The 24,215-nt window shown below is 71.3% G+C and carries 22 protein-coding genes; 15 read left to right on the top strand and 7 right to left on the bottom strand.

Annotated elements, in window-relative coordinates; all coding sequences use genetic code 11:
- Positions 1-21: 21 nt before the first annotated feature.
- From ACQEVB_RS37090 to ACQEVB_RS37065, 6 genes are all read left to right on the top strand, one after another.
- Positions 22-1,503 carry a carotenoid oxygenase family protein gene (locus ACQEVB_RS37090; protein WP_432983262.1) on the top strand — a complete coding sequence of 494 codons (1,482 nt, stop codon included), beginning with the start codon at positions 22-24 and terminating at the stop codon, positions 1,501-1,503.
- A gap of 5 nt (positions 1,504-1,508) precedes the next feature.
- Positions 1,509-1,967 (top strand): nuclear transport factor 2 family protein, encoded by a 459-nt coding sequence (locus tag ACQEVB_RS37085; protein ID WP_432983259.1) that lies wholly within the window; start codon positions 1,509-1,511, stop codon positions 1,965-1,967.
- A gap of 172 nt (positions 1,968-2,139) precedes the next feature.
- Complete coding sequence (locus ACQEVB_RS37080) at positions 2,140-3,417, top strand: MFS transporter (protein ID WP_432983256.1); 1,278 nt, start codon at positions 2,140-2,142, stop codon at positions 3,415-3,417.
- A gap of 45 nt (positions 3,418-3,462) precedes the next feature.
- On the top strand, positions 3,463-4,296 hold the full coding sequence (locus tag ACQEVB_RS37075; protein ID WP_432983253.1) for a hypothetical protein: 834 nt from the start codon (positions 3,463-3,465) through the stop codon (positions 4,294-4,296).
- Positions 4,293-5,582: an acyl-CoA dehydrogenase family protein gene (locus ACQEVB_RS37070; RefSeq protein WP_432983250.1), complete on the top strand. Its 1,290-nt coding sequence runs from the start codon at positions 4,293-4,295 to the stop codon at positions 5,580-5,582. Before ACQEVB_RS37075 ends, ACQEVB_RS37070 begins: the two co-directional genes overlap by 4 nt.
- 19 nt (positions 5,583-5,601) lie before the next feature.
- Positions 5,602-6,393, top strand: a complete 792-nt coding sequence (locus ACQEVB_RS37065; RefSeq protein WP_432983247.1) for an SDR family NAD(P)-dependent oxidoreductase — start codon at positions 5,602-5,604, stop codon at positions 6,391-6,393.
- Between the two features lie 274 nt (positions 6,394-6,667).
- Here the strand turns inward: ACQEVB_RS37065 and ACQEVB_RS37060 are convergent, their stop codons facing one another.
- From ACQEVB_RS37060 to ACQEVB_RS37035, 6 genes are read right to left on the bottom strand one after another with little or no spacing between them, the layout of a single operon-like run.
- The gene (locus tag ACQEVB_RS37060) at positions 6,668-7,579 is read right to left on the bottom strand and encodes an SDR family oxidoreductase (RefSeq protein ID WP_432983244.1); all 912 of its coding nucleotides are present in this window, start codon (positions 7,577-7,579) and stop codon (positions 6,668-6,670) included.
- A 44-nt stretch (positions 7,580-7,623) separates the two neighbouring features.
- Entirely contained in the window at positions 7,624-8,352 is a 729-nt protein-coding gene (locus tag ACQEVB_RS37055) for a helix-turn-helix domain-containing protein (protein WP_432983241.1), read from the bottom strand.
- Positions 8,353-8,386: 34 nt separating this feature from the next.
- The gene (locus ACQEVB_RS37050) at positions 8,387-9,229 is read right to left on the bottom strand and encodes a hypothetical protein (RefSeq protein WP_432983238.1); all 843 of its coding nucleotides are present in this window, start codon (positions 9,227-9,229) and stop codon (positions 8,387-8,389) included.
- Entirely contained in the window at positions 9,229-10,473 is a 1,245-nt protein-coding gene (locus ACQEVB_RS37045; RefSeq protein ID WP_432983235.1) for a hypothetical protein, read from the bottom strand. Before ACQEVB_RS37045 ends, ACQEVB_RS37050 begins: the two co-directional genes overlap by 1 nt.
- Positions 10,470-11,579 carry an LLM class flavin-dependent oxidoreductase gene (locus ACQEVB_RS37040; protein ID WP_432983232.1) on the bottom strand — a complete coding sequence of 370 codons (1,110 nt, stop codon included), beginning with the start codon at positions 11,577-11,579 and terminating at the stop codon, positions 10,470-10,472. Before ACQEVB_RS37040 ends, ACQEVB_RS37045 begins: the two co-directional genes overlap by 4 nt.
- Before the next feature lie 52 nt (positions 11,580-11,631).
- On the bottom strand, positions 11,632-13,158 hold the full coding sequence (locus ACQEVB_RS37035) for an SDR family oxidoreductase (RefSeq protein ID WP_432983229.1): 1,527 nt from the start codon (positions 13,156-13,158) through the stop codon (positions 11,632-11,634).
- Between the two features lie 101 nt (positions 13,159-13,259).
- Here ACQEVB_RS37035 and ACQEVB_RS37030 point away from each other — a divergent pair, with 101 nt between their 5' ends.
- Genes ACQEVB_RS37030 through ACQEVB_RS37010 form a run of 5 tightly spaced genes read left to right on the top strand, consistent with a single transcriptional unit; the run spans position 13,260 to position 18,189 of the window.
- Positions 13,260-14,417: a flavin reductase gene (locus tag ACQEVB_RS37030; protein WP_432983226.1), complete on the top strand. Its 1,158-nt coding sequence runs from the start codon at positions 13,260-13,262 to the stop codon at positions 14,415-14,417.
- A gap of 37 nt (positions 14,418-14,454) precedes the next feature.
- Positions 14,455-15,402, top strand: a complete 948-nt coding sequence (locus ACQEVB_RS37025; RefSeq protein ID WP_432983223.1) for an alpha/beta hydrolase — start codon at positions 14,455-14,457, stop codon at positions 15,400-15,402.
- The gene (locus tag ACQEVB_RS37020; RefSeq protein WP_432983220.1) at positions 15,399-16,346 is read left to right on the top strand and encodes a sugar ABC transporter substrate-binding protein; all 948 of its coding nucleotides are present in this window, start codon (positions 15,399-15,401) and stop codon (positions 16,344-16,346) included. The genes ACQEVB_RS37025 and ACQEVB_RS37020 overlap by 4 nt, the downstream gene beginning before the upstream one ends.
- Positions 16,347-16,351: 5 nt before the next feature.
- Positions 16,352-17,401 carry an ABC transporter permease gene (locus tag ACQEVB_RS37015; protein ID WP_432983217.1) on the top strand — a complete coding sequence of 350 codons (1,050 nt, stop codon included), beginning with the start codon at positions 16,352-16,354 and terminating at the stop codon, positions 17,399-17,401.
- A gap of 5 nt (positions 17,402-17,406) precedes the next feature.
- Positions 17,407-18,189 carry an ATP-binding cassette domain-containing protein gene (locus tag ACQEVB_RS37010; protein ID WP_432983214.1) on the top strand — a complete coding sequence of 261 codons (783 nt, stop codon included), beginning with the start codon at positions 17,407-17,409 and terminating at the stop codon, positions 18,187-18,189.
- 16 nt (positions 18,190-18,205) lie between these two features.
- Here ACQEVB_RS37010 and ACQEVB_RS37005 read toward each other — a convergent pair whose 3' ends face one another.
- A complete protein-coding gene (locus ACQEVB_RS37005) occupies positions 18,206-18,991 on the bottom strand; it encodes an IclR family transcriptional regulator (RefSeq protein WP_432983211.1) in 786 nt (261 codons plus the stop codon).
- Between the two features lie 164 nt (positions 18,992-19,155).
- Between ACQEVB_RS37005 and ACQEVB_RS37000 the strand changes: the two genes are divergently transcribed.
- Genes ACQEVB_RS37000 through ACQEVB_RS36985 form a run of 4 tightly spaced genes read left to right on the top strand, consistent with a single transcriptional unit; the run spans position 19,156 to position 24,177 of the window.
- Complete coding sequence (locus ACQEVB_RS37000; RefSeq protein WP_432983208.1) at positions 19,156-20,667, top strand: carotenoid oxygenase family protein; 1,512 nt, start codon at positions 19,156-19,158, stop codon at positions 20,665-20,667.
- 48 nt (positions 20,668-20,715) lie between these two features.
- The gene (locus ACQEVB_RS36995) at positions 20,716-22,353 is read left to right on the top strand and encodes a bifunctional 3-(3-hydroxy-phenyl)propionate/3-hydroxycinnamic acid hydroxylase (protein WP_432983205.1); all 1,638 of its coding nucleotides are present in this window, start codon (positions 20,716-20,718) and stop codon (positions 22,351-22,353) included.
- 38 nt (positions 22,354-22,391) lie between these two features.
- The gene (locus ACQEVB_RS36990; protein WP_432983202.1) at positions 22,392-23,333 is read left to right on the top strand and encodes a VOC family protein; all 942 of its coding nucleotides are present in this window, start codon (positions 22,392-22,394) and stop codon (positions 23,331-23,333) included.
- A gap of 7 nt (positions 23,334-23,340) precedes the next feature.
- Complete coding sequence (locus ACQEVB_RS36985; RefSeq protein WP_432983199.1) at positions 23,341-24,177, top strand: fumarylacetoacetate hydrolase family protein; 837 nt, start codon at positions 23,341-23,343, stop codon at positions 24,175-24,177.
- The last annotated feature ends 38 nt before the right edge of the window (positions 24,178-24,215 follow it).

The raw sequence follows: 24,215 nt of genomic DNA, 5'->3' as shown, positions 1-24,215 counted from the left end.
AACCGTCGAAGGAGACAGCACATGGCAAAGGCCTTCCCCGCCGAGGTCACCGGAGGAATGGACGAGCCATGCAGGTTCGATATCGAGGTCTTCGACCTCGAGGTCGTCGAGGGGGCCGTGCCGACCGACCTGGACGGCCTGCTCGTCCAGGCGGTTCCCGACCAGGTCTACCTTCCCGAGGTCCCGGCGCTCCACCCGATGACGACGGCGGCGGGCGGGGACGGGGCGGTGCGGGCATTCCGCTTCAAGGACGGTTGCGTCGATTTCCGGAGTCGTTACGTCCGCACCGAGCGATTCCTGCTGGAACGCCAGGCGCGCCGACCGCTGTTCGGGAACTATCGAGATCCCTTCTCCGATGATCCCAGCGTCGCCGGGAAGGACCGCACGACGGCGAACACCGCGATCTATTTCCACGCGGGCCGGATGCTCGCGTCGAAGGAGGACGGGCTGCCCTACGAGGTGGACCCGGTGACCCTGGAGACCCGCGGTGTGTGGAACGCGCACGGCGACATCACGAGTCTGACCTTCACCGCCCACCCGAAGTTCGACCCGGCCACGGGCGAGATGTTCGGCTTCGGCTACGCCGCGAAGGGCGAGACGACGCGCGACATCGCCTACTACGTGATCGACGCCGCCGGCAAGGTGATCCACGAGGCCTGGTTCGAGGCCCCGTACTCGGCGATGATCCACGACTGCGCGTTGACCGAGAGCTACATGCTCTTCCCGATCATGCCGGTCACGAGTGATCTCGCCCGCCTGGAGGCAGGGGGTCCGCACTTCGTCTACGACGGCGACATGCCGCAGGTCTTCGGTGTCATCCCGCGCTTCGGGAACGCCGCGGACGTGCGGTGGTTCCAGGCCCCGCCCGCGTTCCCCGGGCACACGGTGAACGCGTACGAGGAGGACGGCACGATCGTCTTCGACGTGTACGAGTCGGACGGCAACGCGTTCGCCCCGGTCGTGCCGGACAAGCACGGGCGGCCGACACCTCCGGGCAGCGTCACCACGTGGCACGTGCGCTGGCGCATCGACTACCACGCGACCGGGCCGGACCTCTCCGACCGGGAGGTGCTCGCCGTCGTCAACGGGGAGGGCCCGCACATCGACCCGCGCCGCCAGCTCCGGCCGTACCGGCACGTGTTCGTCCCGACGCTCGACCGCAGCAAGCTGGAGATCGACGAGAACGGCCGTCCCTACCCGGTGATGTTCAACCAGCTCAGCCATTTCGACCTGGTCGCCGGTACTCGTGACGACTGGTTCCCCGGTCCTGCCGCGACCTTCCAGGACCCGGCGTACGTGCTCAAGTCCGCTGACGCAGCGGAGGCCGACGGGTACCTGATCGCTGTGGTGAACTGGCCGCTCGAGCGGCGCAGCGAACTCGTCATCCTCGACACGCTCGACCTCGCCGGTGGGCCGCTCGCGCGGCTGCGGCTCCCCGTCCGCATGCGCCTCGGCATCCACTCGACGTGGATCGACGGCGATCTCGTCGACAGCTGGAGGTGACGACCATGGCCACCGAGATCGAGACCGAAACCGAGGCCGACCGACTGGCCGCCAACAAGGACCTCGTGCGCACGATGATGTCCCTCCTGGTGGATCCGGCCACCTCCGACGAAGCGCGCCAGTACCTGACCGAGAGCTACCTCCAGCACAACCCGAACATCGCCTCCGGTGCCGACGCGATCATCGCCTGGACGAAGACCGACGAGGCGCGACGCGCCCGGGAGTCGATGCGCCCCTCGCCGGAGGCGCCCGTGTTCGTCGCCGAAGGGGACAAGGTCGTGATGATGCTGGCCCGAGACGTCCCCGACCCGGACGACCCGACGAAGACCTACCGCTCGTACTGGTTCGACATGTGGCGGGTGGAGGACGGCAAGCTCGCCGAGCACTGGGACGCCGCACCCAAGGAGGTCTCGTCGGACGGCGCGGACGAGCGTCTGCTCAGAGACGACTCCCCGCGCGTCTAGTCGAGATCGACGTCCGGCCCGTCACCGCACGCGGTCACGGGCCGGAGCAGGGCAACAGCGGCGTCCAGGACGCCCGGCGCGCTCCCCCCATCACACGACCATGGAGGACGAAGATGTCTGTCACGATCGCAACGCGGGGCTCTCGGAGCCCGTTCGAGCCGGGCGCGTCCCGATGACGACCGCCGGCGCCGTCACGGCGAACGCCGGGCGTGCCCGGGCGACCATCGGTGCCTTCCTCTGCATGGCGCTCGGCCAGTCGGGCGTCTTCGTCGGATCGTTCGCCGTCTTCCTCCCGGCGGTCTCCCCGTCGCTCGGCGGCGGCATCACGACCTTCACGCTCATCTTCACGGTGGCGACCTACGTCAGCGCGATCGGCCTGCCGGTGTGCGGACGACTCGTCGACCGCGTCGACGTGCGCGTGCCGGCCACAGTCGGGGTGCTGGTCTTCGCCGGCGGTCTGGCGCTGCTCTCGCAGATCCGCTCGACCGGGGTCATCTTCTGGCTGGGCGCGGTGTGCATCGGCGCGGGCGCGGCGCTGAGCGGACCCGTGACGTACGTCCGGGTCGTCTCGACGTGGTACAGCAAGAACCGCGCCCTGGCACTGGGGGTGGTGCTCGCGATCGCGCCCCAGCTCTCCCAGGCCGCTGCGGCGCCGGCCGTGAACCTCCTGATCGCGGACCACGGCTGGCGCACCGCCTACCTCGTGCTGGCCTCCGTCGTGCTGGTGGTCGCGGGGACCGCGGCTCTGTTCCTCGTCAAGCCACGCCAGTCCGCGCCCGCCGGTGACGCAACGCCCGGACGCGTCGAGGCCGTCGACGGCATGACCGCCAGGCAGGTCTACCGCTCACGCGTCTTCTGGGCGCTGGTGGGGGCCGACTGCCTCGCGGTCTCGGCGCTGATCGGCAGCCAGACCCACCTGGTCAGCTGGCTGACCAGCCGTGGCACCTCCGCGGACCAGGCGACCGCGCTCACGTCGATGCTGTCGCTCGCCGGCATCGCGGGGGTCGTGATCTCGGGGGTCGTCGCCGACCGCGCGCGGACCCAACGGGTCATCGTCGCCCTCTACGCGGTGCCCCCGCTCGGTCTGGGCTGCCTGCTGCTCTCAGGAGGCAGCACCCTCCTCCAGTCCGTCGGGGTGATCCTGACCGGCATCGGCATCAGTGCGGTGACGATGCTGTTGCCCTACCTGATCACGCGGTACTTCGGTCTGCGCGCCTCGGCCGAGGTCTTCGGCGTCAGCCTGGGCTTGAGCGTCATCAGCATCGGCACGGGTCCCCTGCTGATCAGCGTGGGCTTCGACGCGACGGGGAGCTACGCGCTCCCGATGTCGCTGGCCGTCACGGCGACCGTGATCTCGCTGCTCCTGGTGTCCACGATGGGTGCCTTCCGGTACTCGGTCGAGTCCGCGCCACCGGTCGCAGCCGAGCCCGCCGCCGAGCCCGCCGCATAGGCGAGCGGCGCGCCCGTGTCCCACCTCTGCCGAGAGGCGATCATCGTGGACAGTGCGATCCTGCGCGAGCATGCGACGGCGTTCCTCGAGCGCATGCAGCGCCACGGTGGCGGGAACGTCCGGCTCGGTCCGGGTTTCCGCGCCACGAAGAACGGGACGACGGTCGAGCCCGGCCCGGACCTGTGGAAGCTCGTCGACGAGTTCCTGGGCATGCAGGTGTTCACCGATCCCGAGCAAGGTCAGGTGGTCAAGCTCGGGGTGGCCGTGGTCGACGGCGAGCGCCATCCCTTCGCGGTCCGGTTGCGGATCCACGGCGACGCGATCAGCGAAGCGGAGCTGATCGTGAGCAATGCGCGCAAGGGCTACTTCTGCGACGTCGACCAGCTCGTGCGGCCTGACGTCCTCTACGCCGCGCCCGTTCCGGTCGATCGCGCATCCGACCGGGACGGGCTGCGCCGGATCGCCGGCAGCTACTGGACCGGACTGCAGGAGAGCGACGGCAGCCTCGTCCCGGTGGGCTACCGGTGCGACCGCTACGGCAACGGCAAGAAGATCACGAACAACCTCGAGATCCTGCTCTCGCCCGACGCCGCGGTGCACACGGTGGCGAGCTGCCTCAACCACACGCGCAGCGCCAGGCCGATCGTCCGCGGGCGGCGCTTCCCGGTGCTGGACGTGGCGCGAGGTGTGGCGGTCAGCTTCGCGGTCGTCGACTTCCACCCGGCGCCGTCCGGCGCCCGTCCGGACAACGGATCGTTCTGCATGGCCGCCCTGTTCAAGATCGTCGACTCCGAGATCCGGATCTTGGACCAGTTCTACGACATCCTGCCGCTCGGCGCACCGAGCGGCTGGGACGACCTCCCCGAGGAGCGAGAATGACCGACGCCGTCCACGAGTCACCGTTCAGCACGGCAGCGGGCCGCCGGATCCGGGACGCGCTCGCCGCACTGGCCCCGCGCATCCGCGAGCTCGCCGTCGACGGGGAGAAGCTGGGCTGCCTACCCCCCGAGACGCTGGAGGCGATGGCCGACACGGGAGTGTTCAGGGTGTCGGTGCCGGAGAAGTTCGGCGGCCACGCGATGGGCACGCGGGATCTCGCGGAGATCGTCACCGCTGCCGCCCGAGGGGACGGATCGGCCGGCTGGCTGACCATGATCGCCAGTGGGTTCGCCCGGGTGATGCTGACCTTCTCCGACGAAGCGGTCAACGAGGTCTACGGCCGGGCGATGGACTGGCCCGGCCCGGTCGTCGCGGGTGCGTCGCTGTTCTCGGACAAGATCCAGCGCGCCCACCGGGTGTCCGGCGGGTACGTGGTCGAGGCGGGCGGCCGGTGGGGCTTCGGGAGCGGCTGCAAGCACACCGCCTACGTGGTCGTCGGCGTCGTGCTCGAGCCGAGCCCCGACGAACACCTGCGCGGCATGGTGCTGCTGGAGCGGGAGCAGTACGAGATCCTCGACGACTGGCACGTGATGGGGCTCGCCGGATCGTCGAGCAACAGCGTGACCGTGCCGAACGACGTGTTCGTGCCGGAGTCCCGCTTCGTACCGCTCGCCGAGTTCCCCGACCGGCTCGACGACCTCCACAACCGCTTCGACGGCCCCGGTTACGAGATGGAGTCCCGTGGGCTGATGCTCGTCGTGGCGCTCGAGACGATGGCCGTCACGCTCGGGATGGCACAGGGCGCGTTCGAGTGCTTCGTCGAGCAGGCCCGGGCGCGCAAGCCGTTCAACCTGCCCTACGACACCGTCGCGGCCACCCCGTCCGTCCAGGTCACGGCGGGCAAGGTGCGCGCGATGATCAACTCGGCCGAGGCGCTCCTGTTCGGGCGCGCCGACCACCTCGATCGCAAGGCGCGCGCGGGAGAGCCGATCACGCCGGCCGAGGAGGCCGAGATCACGATGGACCTGGTTCACGCCGGGAACACCTGCGGCTCGGCCATCGACATGATCCAGATGGCCCTCGGGTCGTCGACGGTCAGCCTGCGGAACCCCATTCAGCGCTACGCACGAGACGTCCGGGTGGCGCTCACCCACGGCTCGACGCGGCTCGACCCGTCCGCGGAGATCAGCGGGCGGCACCTCATGGGCCTGCCGGCCTTCTCCGACGGCATGGCCGCGGTTCCGGGCGTCGACAAGGCGTCCCGCCAGGCGGCCTCGGTCGGCTGAAGGGCGACGCGCAGTGGACATGGAACTGAACGGCAAGCGCGTGCTGGTGACCGGCAGCAGCTCCGGGATCGGTGCCGCGATCGCGTCGACGCTGGCCGCCGAAGGGGCCGCGGTCGTCGTGCACGGACGCGACAGCGAACGCACCGCGAAGACGACATCCGTGATCCGGGACGCGGGAGGTCGGGCGGAAGAAGTCATCGGCGACCTGACCGACGAGGAACAGGCCGAGGCCGTGTGCCAGCAGGTGCTGGGCTCCGGCGGGGTCGACATCCTGGTGAACAACGCGGGCGGCCGCCACGGCGGGTGGGAGCCCGCGGGCTGGCTCGACACACTGCCGGCGACCTGGCTGGAGACCTACCGGCTGAACGTGGTCGCGGCGGTCACCCTGGTCAACCGGTTGGTCCCCACCATGACGACGCGCGGCTGGGGCCGGGTCATCCAGATCGCGAGCGCGGTTGCCCTGCACCAACCGCCGCGCTTCGCCGACTACCAGGCAGCGAAGGCCGCGGAGATCAACCTCTCGCGGAGCCTGGCCCGAAGCCTCGCCGGCACGGGCGTGACGGCGAACTCGATCAGCGCCGGCATCATCCACACCCCGGGCTCGGCCGGGGAGCTCGCGGGGATCGCGGAGCAGGCCGGGCTGGTCGGGGGCTGGCAGGCCAACGAGCAGCACCTGGCACTCCGGGTGTTCGGACAGGCCGTGGGCCGGGTCGGACGCGCGAACGACATCGCCGCCGCAGTCGCCTACCTCGCCAGCCCCAAGGCGGACTTCGTCACCGGGGTCAACCTGGTCGTCGACGGCTGCATCTGACCCAGGTACCCGCGGCCACGAGCAGCGCGGCCGGATCGGTGCGCAGATCCGCATCGCAGTGGGCCAGCACGCTCGGCGGCCCAGAGCTGCGCCGGCGAGGGAAGGTCGAGCAGCGAGCGTTGATCAAGGGCAGAACGTCGTTCGCAGAGATCAACTGACGACATTCTGCCCTTGATCAACGAACCGCTGGCGCGCGGACTCACGCGAGGCCGCCAGCGACGCGGCCCGGGGCAACGGGTACCCCAAGCCGGAACGGCTCGTGGCCGGCGCGGTCCTATCCGGGCACGGCGGTGCCGTCGCCATCGTCGTCCATCCGGGCGAGCGCGGCGCGGGCGGCGGCGGTGCGCTCGCGGACCATGGCCTGGAACGCCAGGCGGTCGGCGCCGACCTGCTGGCCCACGGGGAACGCGGCGAGCAGCTCCTCGCAGTACGCCGCCACCTCGTCGCGGAACTCGCCGTGGCTCACGATGTGGCCCTGGTTGGTGCGGATCGCGTCCACCACCATCTCGCCCATCTCCCGCGGGTCCATCCCGGCCTCCATCGGCCCGTCGGGCTGGTGGGCCGTCCGGGCGGGGCCGAACCGCGGCTGGCGGTTCCGCTCGGCCAGCAGCATGCGCGAGCGGGTCAGTCCCGGATAGAGCGTCGACACCCCGATGCCGTGGGGCGCGAGCGAGAGCCGCAACGAGTCCCCCAGGCCGCGCACGGCGTACTTCGAGGTGTCGTAGACGAAGTTGTCGACCGACGGCAGCAGACCCGCCATCGACGACGTCGAGACGATGTGCCCGCCCTGGTTCTGGCGGAGCATGTGGGGCAGGAAGCTCATGATCCCGTTGACCACGCCGCCGAGGTTGACGCCGAGCACCCAGTCCCAGTCCTCGTAGCGCACGGTCTCGACGGTGGGGGCCGTGCCGACGCCGGCGTTGTTGACCAGGATGTGCACGGCGCCGAACCGCTCGACGACCCGGGCCGCTGCCGCGGCCATCGCCGCCCGATCGATGACGTCGACCTGGATGAACTCGGTGGACGCCCCCTCGCCGAGCAGGGAGCGGACCTCGTCGAGGTGCTCGGCGTTCAGGTCCGCCACCGCCACTCGCACACCGCGGTCCAGGAGCGCCTCGACGATGCCCAGACCGATGCCGCTCGCGCCCCCGGTCACGAAGGCGACCCTGTTGGCCAGGTCTCTCATGCCATTCCTCTCGGTCGGTCCACGACGGGAGCCGAGCTCGCGCCTCACTCCGGCGCCGACGCGCGCGCTCGCCGGTCGATCTCGTCCGCTGCCGCGGCGAGCGACGCAGCCGCCTTGTCGATGACGGCCGCGTCGTCGGGCCCGCTGGGGAGCGCGAGGCTCAGGCTGCCCGCGACGCCGAGATCCTCGTGCTTCAACGGGACCGACACGTGCAGGATGCCCGGATCCGGATCCTCGATGCCCACGGCGTGGCCGAGCTTGCGCACGGTCCGCATCCGTCGCTTGTAGTCGCGCCACTCGGCCTCGCCCAGTCCGGCCCGCTGGTGGAGCGCTCGCACGGTCCGCACCTCCAGGAAGGACAGGTGCGCCAGGCCGGGAGCCCCGTGGAACAGCGGAGCCAGGCGCCCTCGGGCGAAGGCCCCTTCCGGGAACGGCTCGGCGCCGATCCGGTGCTCGTGCATCGTCATGACGGAGTCGCGGTAGATGCGGCTCAGGAAGACCAACCCCGGACCGGCGAACTCTGCGGCCACCGTCTCCATGCTGGGATGCGCGGCGCGGATCAGCGGATCGGACATCCGCAACCGCCGCTCGTAGTGGATGATCCCGGGTCCGAGCAGGTAGCGGCCGGGTCTGACGCTGAGGATCAGACCCACGGCCGCCAGGCTCCGGAAGTACCGGTAGACGGTGCTCTCGGACTGGCCCAGGACCGCGCACGCCCGCTCGACCGTCCACTCCGGCTCTTCGGGGGTGAACAGGTCGATCACCGACAGCATCCGGTCCGAGCTCGTCCCGTGTCGAGGAGCCTCGTCAGCCACCGTCACCACGTCCTCTCTCAGGCCACCAACCCGAGGTCGCCTTCAGCGGAAGGATCTCCCGGATCTCGTCGATGATCCGGATCTCGTCGTCGACGACCTTGAAGAGGCCGAGCATGTACATGGCGCCGGCGTCGGGTCGCGAGTGGCCCGAGATGGGGTGGAAGTCGACCACCACCAGGCTGGCTGCCACGCCCAGCTCCGTGTCGAGCACCGGGAACCGGCGCTCACGTGCGCGCGGGCGCGCTGCCCGGGTGTCGTTGAGGGCGGAGGCGCAGCTGTGGACCTTGGCGTCCGGGGAGAGCAGGGTGCGCAACGTGTTGGTCGTCTTGGCGCCGTTGTCGTACTTGTCGCACCGGTGGTTGAAGCGCGGGATCAGCCCGTCGCTCTGCTCCAGACCCTCCCAGTACGCGTTCGCCGCCGCGCGCAGTCCGTCGCGATCACTGCGGCGCTCGGTCGGTACGACGGCCGCGTAGATGACGTCGGGCTTGAGCAACTGCGAGACGTCGGCGAAGTGGCCGTGGGAGTCGGAGCCGACGATCGCCTCGACCTCCCGGATCGACCCCGCGCGCACGAGGACGCGCATCGCGAAGGGCTGCGCCTGACCACCGGCGACGGTGACCACACCCATGCAGACCGCCTGACCCGTCAGCGGATCCGCGAAGGCCTGGATCCCCGCGAACTGCGGCGCCCGTCTCCACAGACCCTCGCCGACCTCGACGACCACACCGTTCTCGGTGCAGCGGACGGCCGGGTGCAGCGGTCCGGCTTCGGGCGCTCCCGCGGAGAGCGCGGACAGCAGGTCCGTCAGGCAGCCGGTCAGCTGGCTCCTGTCCATCAGGCGATCCCGACGGGCGGGCGCCCGAAGTGGACGCGCCCGTAGTTGATCGCGGCGCTGTCCGACTGGTGCGCCAGATGACCGCGGAGCACGCCCACGTTGCGCCAGTAGCGACCCAGCAGCGAGTCAGTCCTCGACGCCGAGGAGCCTGCGGTGCGGAACATGATGTCGACCGCCTCGTGCGCGAGGTGGATGCTCTGCAGGATGACCATGGTGAGGCGTCGGACGTCGTCGTCGGAGCACGGCTCGCCCGTCGCCGACGTGCGCTCCGCCATCTCCATGTAGTCCTGCGCGGTCTGCAGGAGGGCGGCACGGGCGGTGTCGGTCAGGGCGCGGCAGCGGCCGAAGTTGAACTGGTACTCGGCCAGGTCGGCACGGGCGGCGCCCATCGGGCCGGGCGCCTTCCGCGCCCGGAAGGTCTCCTCGTAGACGTCGAGCGCGCCCTGCGCGGCACCCACGATGACGGCGGCGGACTCGGTGATGATGAAGGGCCGGGCGGGGCCGTGGAAGAGGGGGCTGTCCCGGTAGACCTCGGCCGGGAGGGTCGCCTCCGTCGGCGGGTAGGGCTTGGTCCGGTACGACGGCACGACGACGTCGTCCAGCACGACGCGGTCCGATCCCGTGCCCTGCATGCCGATGACGTCCCAGTTCCGCACGATCTCGTAGTCGGCGCGGTCGAACAGCCCCATCCGTACCGGTGGCTCTCCGGCCGGCGGGTCCGTGACCGTGAAGGCCAGCAGGATGTGGGTGGCGTGCGCGCAGCCCGACGCGTAGTCCCACGCGCCGCTCACCCGGAAGCCTCCCGGCTCCGCCACGCCGACGCCCTGGGGGGCCGCGACCTCGGGTGCCCGGAAGTCCCCGCTGGTGCCGTAGGCCTCCCGCTGCGCTCCGAGTGGGTATGTCGCGAGCTGGTGGACGTGTCCCGAGACGATGGAGAGCACCCATGCGGTCTCCGGGCACCCACGGGCCACCGCCGTGACCAGGCGGACGAAGGTCGGCTGGTCGAAGCCGTAGCCGCCGAAGAGTCGAGGCTGGACCACCCGGTAGAAGCCCGCGTCGATCATGACCTGGTTGGTCTCGGCCAGGACGTTGCCGGACGCCTCCGTCTCGGCCTGGCGCTCACGGAGGAAACCGGTCAGCTCCTCGGCGCGCTGGACCAGCGCACCGGGCGACAGACCGGGCTCCGGCGGCGCGATCGGCTCGAACGGTGCCGTGCGCGGCTGGGCGCGCGATGGCGCGGTCATGATGTCTGCAGCTCGCGGGCTCGGCCGTCGAGGGTGCTCTCGCAGGGCCAGCTCTTGACCTCCGGGAGGCACTTCTCGGCGAACAGCCGCATGTTCCGCTGGGCCTCCGCGCGCGGCATGCCGCCGAAGTGGAAGTGGGGGAAGAACCCCTGGAGGCTCAGGTCCGAGTTGATCCGGGCGAGCGCCTCGACGACCTCGGCCGGGTTGCCGGCCGGCATCACGCTCGCCGTGGTCTCGGCCATCTCCTCGATCTTCTCGGGCGAGATCCGCATCTTGGCGTAGTGCTCGTTGCCCTTGGTCGTCCCGAAGCTCTCGTCGGCCATGCCGTAGTTCTTGACCGCGGCGCGGAAGTTCACCCGGTGGTACTGGACGGACATCTCCTTGGCACGGTCGCTGCTCTCGTCGACGAAGATGGTGCCCGACAGCATCGGCGCGGGCGCTGCACGGGTCGCGCCGTGCACCTCCTCCCACACCTGGTGGTAGGTCTCGGTGTCGACACCGAGGTTGGCGCGCGGCTCCGGGTTGATGATCAGGATGCCGATGCCGAGCTCGGCGACGGTCCGTACGGACTCCGGCGACCCGGCCGAGCCGAAGATCCGCCCCTCGAAGCTCGTGGACGGTCGCGGACGCAGCTCGCGTCGAGGCTGCCGGGTGAGCTCGCCCCCTTCGATGACGCCGGTCTCCAGCGCTGCGATGACCAGCTCCGCGTGCTCGCGGTAGAGCTGGCGGGTCTGGTTGATGTCGACCCGCATGCCGTCATACTCCATCTTCCCGAGTCCACGACCGAAGCCGAGCAGCAGCCGACCGTCGGTGATGTTGTCGAGCCACAGCGCCTGCTCCGCGACGCGCACCGGGTCGTTCCACGGCAGCACGACGACCTGCGTCCCGAGCTTCACCCGCTTCGTCCGGCCCGCGAGGTACGCGAGCGACTGCAACGGCGACGGGGAGATGGAGTAGTTGGAGAAGTGGTGCTCGGTGACCCAGATCGAGTCGAAGCCGAGGCCCTCGGCCTCGACCGCCATCTCGAGGTCCGCCTTCAGGAACTGCCGGTCGTCGACCTCGTCCCCGCTCTGGTGCTGGAACCCGGTCGCGATACCTACGTGCATCGTCTGCTCCTACTGAGGTGGCTCTGGTGGTGGCTCTGGTGGTGGCTGATCGTCAGGTGCTGATCTGCGCGGCCGGTGCTGCCCGGTAGACCTCGCCCATCGGGCCGAGTGGTGGCAGCGCGGAGTCCGACGGGGTCCGCGCCAGTTCCTCGAGCCAGGGCTCGAACACGCGCGTGACCCGCGCTTCGGTGACCGAGTCGGGCAGGGAGTAGAGCGGCCCGACGTGGAGCGCCGCACGGATGCGCCGCCCGAGGGCAGCGGCCTCCTCGCCCTCGCGGGTGAGGACCAGGGTCACCTTCGGCTGCGTGGCCAGCAGCTCGGCGCGGAGGCCCTCGGTGAGGCCCACCAGGCTCCGGCCGAGCACCGAGTCGGCGCAGCGGGCGCTGTCGGCGAGGAGTCCTTCAACCGGGATGACGACGGCGAGGGCGCGCGGTCCCCGGTCGGGGATCACACCGCGCATGATCGTGAAGCAGCGGCGCAGGACATGGTGCACCTGCGTGGTCCAGTCGACGTCGGCGGAGCTACCCGGGCCGTGGGGAGCGACGGCGATGACCAGGGGCGCGTCGTGCGACAGCCCGCCCAGTCGTGCCGGTGCCCCCGCCGCCGCGTCGACCACTGCCGCGTCGAGGAGGTCGTATCGCGCGCCCGCGGCGTCGAGTGCACGCCGTGTCGCCGACTCCCCTGCGGGTTCCGCGAGGACGACCCGCTCCGGCCCTTCGCCTGTCCGCACCGGCGGCGCGTCCCGTGCCGCCCGCAGGAGTGCTTCGCGGCGCAGCTCGACGACGGCCGCGATGCCGCCGTCGGTGAACACGACGGATGCGTTGGCGTCGACGGCCCGCAGCACCCGCCGGCCGACCGCTCGGGGGTCGGCGCCCTTCGCGAGCATCGCGCGCGCAGCCTGCTGCCGTCTCGCGAGCTCCGCGTCGTCGGCCCGCAGGCCGCTGTCCCGGTAGGCCTCGGGGCGCATCGTCTCGTGGTCGTGGATGTTCGTGTTCACCCCGGCCGGGCAGAGCGTGGTCACTCCGATGCCTTCCGGCGCCAGTTCGGCGCGCAGGCAGTCCATCGCCGCGACCACGCCGAACTTCGCCGACGAGTACACCCCGCCGTCCGCGGCGACCATGAGCCCGCCGGCGGAGGAGGTCGCGACGACGTGCCCGCCCGCACCCCGTTCCCGCATCAGGGGCAGCACCGTCTCCAGCCCGTGGGTGACGCCGGCGAGGTTGACGCCCATCAGCCAGTCCCAGTCGGCGGGGCTGCTGGCCAGGATCTTCCCCAGTACGCCGATGCCGGCGTTCAGGCAGAGGATGTCGACGGCTCCGAACCGGTCGCCGATCACATCGACGGCCTCGCGCCAGGCCCGTCGGTCGGTGACATCCAGCCGGTGCGGCATCAGCCGACCCGCGTGGTTGCCCAGCCGCGCCTCGGCGTGCGCGAGGTGGTCCTCCCGCACATCGGCCACGACCACGTTGAGGCCACGGTCGAGGAGCGCCTCGGCGATGCCGAGCCCGATGCCGCTCGCGCCGCCGGTGACGATCGCCGTCCGTCCAGAGGCCGCGGGCGAGTGCCGGTCACTTGGCATGGCCGCAACGTAACACAGATGAACAGCAATTGCCTCATAGTGAGAATCTATGTATGTTTCGGCGACGGGGGTGAGCCGCCTCACCTCTGACCGGAGGACAGATGAACAGCACCGTCGCCGTCACGCCTCAGGAGATGCGACGCGCCCTCGCGCACTACCCGACAGGGGTCGCCGTGGTGACCGCTCGCGGACCGGGCGACACACCGCTGTCCATGGTCGTGGGCACCTTCACCTCCGTGTCCCTCGATCCGCCACTGGTCGGGTTCCTCGCCGACCGCACGAGCGCCAGCTGGCGCGGGATCAGGGCGGCCGGCCACTTCTGCGTCAGCGTGCTCGGCGCCGGGCACGAGCACGTGTGCCGCGCGTTCGCCACCAAGGCCCCCGACCGCTTCGCGTACGCGACGGCTGTCACGAGCTCCGCGTGTCCCTACCTGCACGACGCGGCCCTCTGGGTGGACTGCGAGATCACCGACGTGCTGCCGGCCGGCGACCACGACTTCGTGCTCGGCGGTGTCCGCCAGCTCGGTGTGGGCGAGGCTGCAGCGCTGCCCCTCCTGTTCCTGCGGGGCGGGTACGGCGCCCCCCGCATCGACTCACTGCAGGTGGAGGCGGCCGGCCTGGCCCCGGTCCTGCGCATGGCAGACGCCGTCCGGCCCGAGATCGAGGCGGTCTCGCGGGAGCTGGGCGTCGAGTGCGTCGTGCTGGCAGCCGTGGACGGCGACGTGGTCATGATCGCCGCGGCCGGCGTGGACGCCCGCATCGACTCTCCGGCGGGACGCTTGCGGACGCACGTCGGCTCGACCTTCCCGCTCGTGGCGCCGCTGGCGGCGGTCTTCACGGCGTGGGCCGGCCCGGAGGAGCAGCGGCGTTGGGTGGCCGAGGGCACTCGCCTGGCCGGGACGGACGTGACCGACCTCGCGATCGAGGCCATGGAGGCGGTGCGCGGTCGCGGCTGCGAGATCGCCACCGGCCGGGAGGTCGCCGAGCGCTTCCGGCGAACCGCCATCGGGGAGGAGACCGCCGGGTTCGAACAGGTCGTGCGGGAGGTCGTCGCCCGGCGCGACTCCGCCCTGAGGCTCCCCCTCGACCAGCTCTCCGATGTCGCGACGCTCTTAGTCCCGGTGCGCGACGGCACCGGCCGGGTCGTGCTCAGCCTCGGCATCGTGAACCTCACCGGGCAGGAGAACCACGAACAACTCCACCGCTGCCTGCGCAGGCTCGAGGAAGCGGCGGACCGCGCGACCCATCTCATCGGATAACTCTGACCAGCCCGGACAGGGCAGCAGGAGGAAGTTCGTGCCACAGCTGGACAAGGACGTCTTCGGCCCGGACGCCGTTCCGGAGGTCGTAGCGGCATTCAACGCGGCCATGGCCGAGCGCTTCGGCGAGCTCCCGGACATCTGGGACGTCGGAATCGACGCGGCGCGCAGCCGCGGTCTCCGGCCGGTTCCCCCACCGTCCCCGCGAGCCTTCGACATCGAGATCGCCGATGGCCTCTCCCTGCACGTGGTGCCGAGCACCCGTCCCCGCGGCGTCCTGCTGCACATCCACGGCGGTGGGTTCATCCTCGGCGGTGCGGCGCACCAGGACGCCCTCCTCGAGAGGATGGCGGACGAGGTCGGGGTGACCTGCGTGAGCGTCGAGTACCGGCTGGCGCCGGAGCACCCGTACCCGGCCGCCTGGGACGACTGCCACGCAGCTGCGCTCTGGCTGCTGGAGCACGCCGGCGAGCGGTTCGGGACCGAGGCTCTCCTGATCGCCGGCGAGTCGGCCGGCGCGTTGCTCGCCGTGGCGACGCTGCTGCGCCTGCGCGACCGCGGGCTCGCGGACCGCTTCCTGGGGGCAGCCCTCAACTTCGGGGTCTACGACTCCACGATGACGCCCAGCCAGACACTGGCCCGCTCCGGTGCGCTCACGGCGGCGACCATCGAGCGGATCGTCGAGGCCTACGCCCCCGAGGCAGCCACGCGCCGGCACGCGGCGCTGTCGCCGCTGTACGCCGACCTCGGCGGCCTGCCGCCGGCCCTGTTCACCGTGGGCACGCTCGACGCCATGCTCGACGACTCGATGTTCATGCACTGCCGCTGGCTCGCGGCCGGCGGCCGGGCCGAGCTCGCCCTCTACCCGGGCGCCGACCACGCCTTCATCGAGACCCCGCACCCCTGCGCCGCGGCGGCCAACGCGCGGATCGACCGGTTCCTGGCCGACTGCCTCGAGTCCCTAGCGAAGGACACCACCCGATGAAGATCAATCCGTTCGCCGCCGTCGCGGCCCTTGCGTGCCTGCTGCTGACCGCGTGCGGTTCGTCGTCCGCGACCGAGGCCGGCAGCCTGCCCCAGACCGTCGTCTTCTCGGTGCCGTCCCTCCAGGTCGAGGCCATGAAGCAGATGGCCACCGGGGTCGAGGCCCTCGTCGAGCCCAAGGGCTGGAAGGTCGTGGCCCAGGACGGCAACATGGACGGCCAGCAGCAGGCGCAGCAATTGAGCGTCGTGGTCGCCTCGGGCACGGCAGGAGCGCTGTGGATCATCGCGCTCTCGCCGCCCTCGCTCACCCAGGTGCTGCGTGATGCGCAGGCCAAGGGCATCCCGGTGGTGACCAACGGCGCACCGAAGGACTACGGCTTCGACGGACCGCAGCCGGGGATCACCTTCAGCACGATCGACTACGGCAAGTACGGCCAGAACGCCGGCACGGCGCTCGGGACCTGCATCACCGAGAAGCTCGGGGGCGAGGCCGCGGTGGTCTGGGGCAAGCCCGTGGCGGGTGCAGCCGGCAAGGAGGAGATGGAGAAGGCCCAGCTGGCAGCGCTCCAGGCCGCGGCTCCGAAGGCCAGGATCGTCTCCGAGGTCGCGTCGAGCACCCTCCAGGCGGCCCAGACCGACGTCGGCAACGCGCTGCAGGGCCACCCCGACGTCAACGCGGTGATGGCGAGCGTCGACGAGGTCGCGCTCGGGTCGATCAGCGCGTTCGCCTCGGCGGGCAAGGATCTGCCGTGCGCCGTCAGCAACGGGGGCGGCGAGCAGGCCCGAGCGGCCGTGAGGGCCGGCAAGCTGTACGCCACGGTCGCGCTGCAGTTCCAGGACGACGTGAGCCAGTGCTTCGACGCTCTGCTGGCGATGCGGTCCGACCCCAGGAAGGTCGGCGACCAGCTCTACGTCCCGCAGCAGGTCGTCAGGACCGACGGGTGAAGGCCATGACCGCTGTGATGAACTCCCGCGACGCGCAGGCCGACGACGACGTTCAGACCAAGGACTCGACGGAGATCAAGGCGCTCGTCTTCGTCCGCGACCGCGGCATCGTCGTGCTGTGGATCGTCCTGATCCTCGCCTTCTCGATGTGGGCGAGCCCGTTCTTCGGCACATGGGGCAACGCCGTGCTGATCGCCAACGCCGCGGCCGTGGCCGCGCTGTACGCCGCCGGCGTGGGCGTCGGCGTGATGTCGGGGGCACTGGACATCTCGATCCCGGGCGTCGCCGCCCTGGCCGGCGTCGTCTGCGGAAAGCTCGTGACCAGCCAGGTCTCGGTCGGGATCGGCATCGTCCTCGCCCTGCTGGTCGGGGTGTCCGTCGGCATCGTCAACGGGCTGATCGCGCTGCGCGGCTACAACCCGCTCATCATCACCATCGGCACGCTGTCGGTCACGTCCGGACTGGCGGCGGTGGTCTCCGGCGGGTACGCCATCCCGGGTCTCACCCAGCTGACGTTCATGGGGACCGCCCGGTACCTCGGCCTTCCCGCGCCGGTCTGGATCGTGATCGTGCTCTACACCGTGCTCACGGTGTTCATCACCCAGACCCGCCACGGGCTGCGGTTCATGGCGGTCGGGGGAAACATGGAGGCGGTCCGGCGCTGCGGGATCAACAGCAGCGTCTACCGCGTGCTGGGCTTCGCGATCGGCGGCCTGTGCGCGGCCCTGGGCGGCGTCGTCTCCGCCGCCGTGTCCTCCGAGGCCAACCCGTCGGCCTCCCCCGGCATCATCTTCACCGCGCTGACCGCGGTGGCGCTGTCGGGCGTGGCCCTCACCGGCGGCCGGGGCAGCCTGCCGCGGGTGCTCGTGGGGGCGCTGATCCTGGCGACGATCTCCAACGCGCTGACCATCAAGGGCATCCAGCCCTACTGGAGCACGATCGTGACCGGCCTCCTGCTGCTGTTCGCGCTGGGCATGGAGAGCAGCGTCAAGACCGCGGTGGAGCGGCGGCTCATGAAGGCCGCGACGGCGTCCGCGCACTCGGGAAGGCGGTGACCGCGATGACCACCGACGCGACGCCCGCGCTCGAGCTGAGCGGGATCGACCTGCACTACGGCTTCGTGCGTGCCCTCGACCAGATCGACTTCCACGTCATGAACGGCGAGGTGGTCGCGCTGCTGGGCGACAACGGTGCCGGGAAGTCCTCGTTGCTGAAGGTGATGTCCGGGGCGCACCGGCCCACCGGCGGCACCATCGAGGTGCACGGCCAGGAGATGGAGTTCCACTCGCCCGCAGCGGCGACGCACGCCGGCATCCAGATGGTCTACCAGGACCTGGCCCTGGTAGAGCCGCAGGACATCGCCACGAACCTGACCCTGGGCCGGGAGATCCTGCGCAAGCCTCCCCTGGGCTGGTTCGGCTTCGTCGACAAGAAGGCGCAGCGCACGCGGTCCCAGGCCGACCTGGACCGGCTCGGCGTGCGCACGGCCGCGATGACCCGGCCGGTCGAGATGCTCTCCGGAGGCCAGCGACAGGTCGTCGCCCTGGCCCGCAGCGCCGCCCGGGTCTCCGGCGAGCGGAACGGGATCATCCTCCTGGACGAGCCCACCGCGGCTCTCGGCTACGAGCAGACGCAGCAGGTCGAGTCACTCATCACGCGGATGGCGGGCGCCGGCATCGCCGCGGTCCTGGTGACCCACAACCTGCCACTGGCCATGGCGGTGTCGACCCGTTTCGTGGTGCTCAACCGCGGCCGCAAGTACGCCGACATCCCCCGGTCCGAGGCGACCCCCGAGGCGTTGGTGGGCTGGATCACCGGGGCCCGCCCGTCCATGTTCGCCTGAGGCACAGGTGCCCAGGTCAGCCTGCGACCGACGCCAGGCGCGCGCTGATCTCCTGCGCCGCCGCGCGCACCGCCGCCACCACGTCGTCCTCCCGCTCAGGTGGGACCCGGGACGCCACCGCCGCGATGCTCACCGCGGCGACCACCGTCCCGGCGTCGTCGCGGATCGGAGCGGCGATGCCCACCACGTCCCGGTCGAGCTCGCCGCGGGTCACGGAATGCCCGAGCCGGCGGATCTCGGCGAGCCGCGCCAGCACCGCGTCGACGTCGGTGAGGCTCGCCTCGGTGAACGCGGTCAGCCTCGTCGACCGCAGCACCGCGTCGGTCTCCTCCGGGTCCGCCCAGGCCAGCAGCACCTGCGCCGATGCGCCCGCGTTGACCGGCAACGTGCTGCCCCGCTCGTAGGAGATCCGGACCGGGTGAGCGACCGACTCCGCACGTTCCAGGCACACCACCAGGTTCCCCACCCGGCGGGTGAGCAGCACGGACTCCCGCACGTCCGCAGCCAGCTGCTCCATGATCGGCTGCGCGACCTCGGAGAGGCCGTAGGAGCGGCGGGCCACCCGGCCCAGCTCCAGCACGCGCAGACCCAGCCGGAACCCGCCCCCCGGCGCCTCCTCCAGGAAGCGGGTCGCGACCAGACTCTGCAGGTAGCGGTAGGCCGTGGACCGCGAGGTGCCCAGCCGCTCGGCCACCTCGACGCCGGAGACGACGGGGCGCTGCTCGTCGAACATCCCGAGGATCTCCAGCGCCCGGTCCGCCGTCGAGTTCCGCTCGCGATACGCCGACACCCGTTCTGCCATGCAGGACAGCCTACTGAGCCCCCGCGTCGCGCCGGCGCCTTGTCGCGAGTGCGCAACCGCCGTTCCGAACGCTGCCGTCCGGCACAGAGCGATCGCATCGACTCGACGCTTGACTTCACTCACGACTGTCGTGGGACCCCCCGACGAAACCTGGAGACGATTCGATGGCATCGCAGCCCGTGGCCGTTGTCCCGCACGCCGTTCGGAACGCCCGCACCGTCTCGCCCGACTGGGGCACCGCCAACAAGTTCCTGAACGGTCCCTTCGCGCCCTGGTCCGAGGAGAGCGAGGCCTACGGACTCGAGGTCGTCGGCGAGATCCCGGCAGACCTCGCCGGCGCGCTGTTCCGGATCTCGTCCAACCCGCGGTTCCAGCCGCGCAACCTCGACCGGTACCACTGGTGGGAGGGGGACGGCATGGTGTGCGCGGTCTACCTGCGCGACGGTCGGGCCGCCTACCGCACCCGATGGGTGGCGACCGACTCGATGAAGGTCGAGGTCGAGGCCGGCGAGGCGATCTACCCCGGGTTCGTCAACGGCGGCACCCCCGGCCGGCTGCCCGCGGGCGCTCCGCCGGCCAAGAACGTCGCCAACACCCATGTCGGGATCTTCGACGACCACCTGCTCGTCTACTTCGAGGGCGGGCTCCCGCACCGGATGCACCCCGAGACGCTGGCGACCCTCGGCACCCACGACTTCCACGGCGGTGTCGACGTCCTGTGCACCGCGCACTACAAGATCGACCCGGCGACCGGTGACATGCTGTTCTTCGCCGCCACCGGCCCCGTCCTGACCTGGTACCGGGCCGACGCCCGCACCGGGCAGATCATCGACTCGCACGTGCTGGAGATGGGCGTGCCCGTCCTCATGCACGACTTCGTGGTCAGCGAGCGGCACGCCATCTTCTTCGTGACACCCGCCCAGTTCCGGCTCGACCTGGTCGCGCAGGGCCGGCCCGGCGTGGTCTGGGACGAGTCCGCGACCCCGGACGGCGTGCAGATCATCCTGATGGACCGGCGCACCCACGAGGTCAGCCGGCACCACGTGGGCGGGCAGTTCGCGAACACCCACTTCTACAACGCCTACGACGCCGGCGACGAGGTGATCATCGACGGGCACCGGATCGACCGGCTCGGCAACCCGGCCGACCGCCTCGACGCACCGCTGGGTTCGCACGAGTGGTTCGGCCCCGCGCTGCCCTACCGGTGGCGCATCGACCTGCGCACCGGCCGTGCACGGGAGGAGCAGGTCAGCGGGATCGCCGGCGAGTTCCCGAAGATCAACGACGCCTACACCGGGCGGCGGCACCGCTACGGCTGGTTCGCGACCACGCGGGGCCTGTCCCCCGCCACGATGAGCGACGGGCTGGCCCGCCACGACTTCCTCCTCGACGCCACGACCGTCGTCGAGGGACCGGACGGCCTGACCAGCCCGAGCGAGCCGGTGTTCGTCCCGCGGGAGAACGCGCGCGGCGAGGACGACGGGTACCTGCTCTCGGTCTGGTGGAACCGGGAGACCGACCTCAGCGAGGTACTCGTGCACGACGCCGCCGACCTGCGCCGCACGCCGCTCGCCCGGATCAAGCTGCCCAGCCGGGTCCCGTTCGGCTTCCACGGCAGCTGGGCCGATGCCGCGGTACTGGACAGGGCGATCGCCACGCGCGACGCCAGCGCGTGATCCTGTCATGTCCTGTAAATCACGACCGATGTCCTTGTATTCAGGATTATGACCGCCTACTCTCAGGTCATGCCACGAACCGACGTCGCCGATGTGGCCGTGGTGGGGGCTGGGCCGGTCGGGATGACCGCGGCGGCGCTGCTGGGCGCGCAGGGCCTACGGGTCGTCGTCCTCGAGCGGAACGCGACGACGAGCGACGAGCCGAAGGCGATCAGCCTCGACGACGAGGCGCTGCGGATCTACCAGGCGGCCGGGATCGTGGACCGCATCCTGAGGGTGATCGTCCCGGGGATCGGCACCCGCTACTACGACGCTCACGGACACCCGGTCTTCCAGGCCCGTTCGCCGCGGCCCTACCGGCTCGGCCACCCGTTCAAGAACCCCTTCGCCCAGCCGGACCTGGAGCGCGAGCTGCACGCACACCTGAGCGCGCAGCCGAACGTGGAGGTCCGCATGCAGGCCGAGCTGGTCGGGCTCGCCCAGGACGCCGACGGCGTCGAGGTCCGTCACCGCCACACCACCGACGGAACGACCGGTGCGGTGCGCGCGACCAACGTCCTCGGGTGCGACGGCGGCCGATCCCCGGTCCGCACCCTGCTGGGCGTCGGCATGACCGGGCGCAGCCATGCCGAGGCGTGGCTGGTCGCCGACGTCCTCGACGACCACCACGATGAGCGCTACGGCATGCACCACGGCGATCCGCGGCGGCCGTACGTGATCATCCCCGGCCGGGACGGGCGGTGCCGGTACGAGTTCCTGCTGCACCCCGGGGAGGGCACACCCGAGGACGACGTGGACTTCGCCCTCGTCAAGAGGCTGCTCGGACCGTTCCGGACGATCGCTCGCGAACAGGTCGAGCGGGCGGTGATCTACCGCTTCCACGGCCTGGTCGCCGACCGCTGGCGGGTCGGGCGCGCGTTCCTGCTCGGCGACGCCGCGCACATGATGCCGCCCTTCGCCGGCCAGGGACTGAACTCGGGCATCCGCGACGCGGCCAACCTCTGCTGGAAGATCGTCGACGTCCTGGCCGGACGGCTCACGGACGCCGCTCTCGACACCTACGAGCAGGAGCGCCGGCCGCACGCCGAAGCCACGGTCCGGCTGGCCGAGCGCCTCGGACGCATCGTCATGACGACCGACCCACGGTTCGCGGCTCGGCGGGACGCGCGCCTGCGAGCGGCGCTGCAGGACCCTGCGACCCGCGCCTTCTACGAGGAGATGCGCTACCGGCCGAACCACGCCTACCGCGCCGGCCTGACCGTCCCGGCGCCGCCCGGCGGGCCGCCGGCGGGCGTGCTGGTGGGGCAACCGCGGGTGTTCGACACCGCCGGCGCCACGATCGGCCTGCTCGACGACGTCCTCGGCCCGGGGTGGGCCCTCGTCGGGGTCGGCATCACCGCCGACCAGCTCGGTGTCGCCGCCACGGCGGCGGCTCGGCTCGCGCCCCGGGCGGTGCGGGTCGCCGTCGACGACCGGCTGCCGGTCGGTCCTGGGCGCCTGATCGTCGACGTGGACGGCCACCTCGACGACGAGTTCGCCCCCTACGCCGGCCGCGCCGTCCTGATCAGGCCCGACCGCTTCGTCGCCGCCTCCTGGACGCCGGGCGACGAGCCCGACCTGACCACCGCCCTGTTGCTCGCCAACCAGCCCCAGCCCCTCGACGCCCCGGTGCTCGCTCGCACCTGAGCGCCGCGCCGGTCCTTCGAACCAAGGAGACCCTCCACATGTCTCGCCCCGACCGCGTCATCCTCGACGAGCCGGATGCCGCCGGTGCTCTGCGCCGCACCGCCACCTCCCACATCGGGCTGCGGGTGCCCGACGTCGCCGGCACCGCCGAGTTCTACGGGCGAGTCCTCGGGCTCGTGCCGCAGGCGGAGCTGCCCGGCGGTGGGCAGCGCCTGGGATGGGGCGTCGGGCACCACGTCGTCGATCTGCTGCCGGGGCCGGCGGGGCTGGACCACATCGGGTTCGAGGTCGCCGACCCGGACGGCCTCGCCGCCCTGGAGAAGCGGCTGCGCGGGGCCGGCCACGCGGTCACCGAGCTGGATCCGGCCCACCTCGACGACGCCCTTCCGGTCGATGGCGGGCAGCCGCGCGGCCTGGTCTGCACCGACCCCGACGGCAACACCGTGCACTTCCACACCGCGGTCCGGCGCGCCGGCGAGCACGCCGCCGACACCGGGCGGCGCCCGATCAAGTACCAGCACGTCACGCTGTCCACGGCCGACGTCCCGGCGATGGTCGCCTTCTACGTCGGGGTGGTGGGCTTCCGCATCTCCGACCAGCTGGCCGACGGCCGCTTCGCCTGGCTGCGCTCCAACCGCGACCACCACACCCTCGCGCTGGCCGGCACCGGCCGATCCGGCGGTCTCGACCACTACTCCTACGACCTCGCCGAGTGGGAGGACTTCAAGTCCTGGTGCGACCGGCTCACCGAGCAGGACGTCGACGTCGCCTGGGGCCCGGGGCGGCACGGCCCCGGCAACAACCTGTTCGTGTTCTTCGACGACCCCGCCGGCAACCACGTCGAGCTCTCCGCCGAGATGGAGAAGTTCCACGACGACCGCGTCACCTACACCCCGCGCCGCTGGGACCCCGTCCCCACGACGATCAACCTCTGGGGCGGGCAGCTGGCCAGCTGGCGCCGCACCTCCGAAGGGAACTGATCCCGCCATGGCCTACGCCACCTACGAGCACCACGGCCGCCGACGCGTCGGCCGCGTCGAACGCACGTCGGCCGGTGACCGCCTGATCCCGCTCGACGGGCTCACCGAACTCGGCCGCGACACCCCCGCCGGGGTCCTCGCGGCCGCGGCCGAGCTGCCCGACGAGGCCGTCGCCGCCGCCGACGTGTACCTCTGCCCGGTCGTCCCGCACCCCGACAAGATCATCTGTGTCGGGCTGAACTACCGCGCGCACGTCGACGAGACCGGCCGGGACCTGCCCACGTACCCGGTCATGTTCACCAAGTTCGCGTCGAGCCTCATCGGTCCGCGCGACGACATCCTGCTGCCGGCGGAGTCCGATCAGGTCGACTACGAGGCCGAGCTCGCCGTCGTGATCGGCCGGCCGGGCCGGCGCATCCCGCGCGAACGGGCCGGCGAGCACGTCCTCGGCTACACCGTGGCCAACGACGTCACCATGCGCGACTACCAGTACAAGACCCACCAGTGGTTGCAGGGCAAGGCCTGGGACGGCTCGACGCCGCTGGGCCCCTACCTCGTCCTGCCCGGCGAGGCCGACGTCTCCGCCGCCGGCGTCCGCACGATCAGGGACGGGGAGAAGCTGCAGGACTCCGACACCTCACGGCTGATCTTCGACATCCCGACGCTGGTCGCCACGGTCTCCGAGTTCACCACCGTGCTGCCCGGCGACCTCATCCTCACAGGCACCCCCGGCGGCGTCGGTTTCCGGCGCGACCCGCAGGTGTTCCTGCGCGACGGCGACGAGATCACCGTCGAGGTGGACGGGATCGGCTCCCTCACCAACCGCGTCCGCCAGGAGCCCTGAGACCGCGGACGGCCCTACCCCTCGAACGACGAACCCAG

Source organism: Pseudonocardia sp. CA-107938, assembly GCF_050936315.1.
GTDB lineage: Bacteria > Actinomycetota > Actinomycetes > Mycobacteriales > Pseudonocardiaceae > Pseudonocardia.
This window is presented reverse-complemented; position numbering and strand designations above follow the sequence as displayed.

Coding starts and splice junctions, on each gene's coding strand:
- ACQEVB_RS37090 (WP_432983262.1), top strand. CDS start 22: ATGGCAAAGGCCTTCCCCGCCGAGGTCACCGGAGGAATGGACGAGCCA.
- ACQEVB_RS37085 (WP_432983259.1), top strand. CDS start 1,509: ATGGCCACCGAGATCGAGACCGAAACCGAGGCCGACCGACTGGCCGCC.
- ACQEVB_RS37080 (WP_432983256.1), top strand. CDS start 2,140: ATGACGACCGCCGGCGCCGTCACGGCGAACGCCGGGCGTGCCCGGGCG.
- ACQEVB_RS37070 (WP_432983250.1), top strand. CDS start 4,293: ATGACCGACGCCGTCCACGAGTCACCGTTCAGCACGGCAGCGGGCCGC.
- ACQEVB_RS37065 (WP_432983247.1), top strand. CDS start 5,602: ATGGAACTGAACGGCAAGCGCGTGCTGGTGACCGGCAGCAGCTCCGGG.
- ACQEVB_RS37060 (WP_432983244.1), bottom strand. CDS start 7,579: ATGAGAGACCTGGCCAACAGGGTCGCCTTCGTGACCGGGGGCGCGAGC.
- ACQEVB_RS37055 (WP_432983241.1), bottom strand. CDS start 8,352: ATGCTGTCGGTGATCGACCTGTTCACCCCCGAAGAGCCGGAGTGGACG.
- ACQEVB_RS37050 (WP_432983238.1), bottom strand. CDS start 9,229: ATGGACAGGAGCCAGCTGACCGGCTGCCTGACGGACCTGCTGTCCGCG.
- ACQEVB_RS37045 (WP_432983235.1), bottom strand. CDS start 10,473: ATGACCGCGCCATCGCGCGCCCAGCCGCGCACGGCACCGTTCGAGCCG.
- ACQEVB_RS37040 (WP_432983232.1), bottom strand. CDS start 11,579: ATGCACGTAGGTATCGCGACCGGGTTCCAGCACCAGAGCGGGGACGAG.
- ACQEVB_RS37035 (WP_432983229.1), bottom strand. CDS start 13,158: ATGCCAAGTGACCGGCACTCGCCCGCGGCCTCTGGACGGACGGCGATC.
- ACQEVB_RS37030 (WP_432983226.1), top strand. CDS start 13,260: ATGAACAGCACCGTCGCCGTCACGCCTCAGGAGATGCGACGCGCCCTC.
- ACQEVB_RS37020 (WP_432983220.1), top strand. CDS start 15,399: ATGAAGATCAATCCGTTCGCCGCCGTCGCGGCCCTTGCGTGCCTGCTG.
- ACQEVB_RS37015 (WP_432983217.1), top strand. CDS start 16,352: ATGACCGCTGTGATGAACTCCCGCGACGCGCAGGCCGACGACGACGTT.
- ACQEVB_RS37010 (WP_432983214.1), top strand. CDS start 17,407: ATGACCACCGACGCGACGCCCGCGCTCGAGCTGAGCGGGATCGACCTG.
- ACQEVB_RS37005 (WP_432983211.1), bottom strand. CDS start 18,991: ATGGCAGAACGGGTGTCGGCGTATCGCGAGCGGAACTCGACGGCGGAC.
- ACQEVB_RS37000 (WP_432983208.1), top strand. CDS start 19,156: ATGGCATCGCAGCCCGTGGCCGTTGTCCCGCACGCCGTTCGGAACGCC.
- ACQEVB_RS36995 (WP_432983205.1), top strand. CDS start 20,716: ATGACCGCCTACTCTCAGGTCATGCCACGAACCGACGTCGCCGATGTG.
- ACQEVB_RS36990 (WP_432983202.1), top strand. CDS start 22,392: ATGTCTCGCCCCGACCGCGTCATCCTCGACGAGCCGGATGCCGCCGGT.
- ACQEVB_RS36985 (WP_432983199.1), top strand. CDS start 23,341: ATGGCCTACGCCACCTACGAGCACCACGGCCGCCGACGCGTCGGCCGC.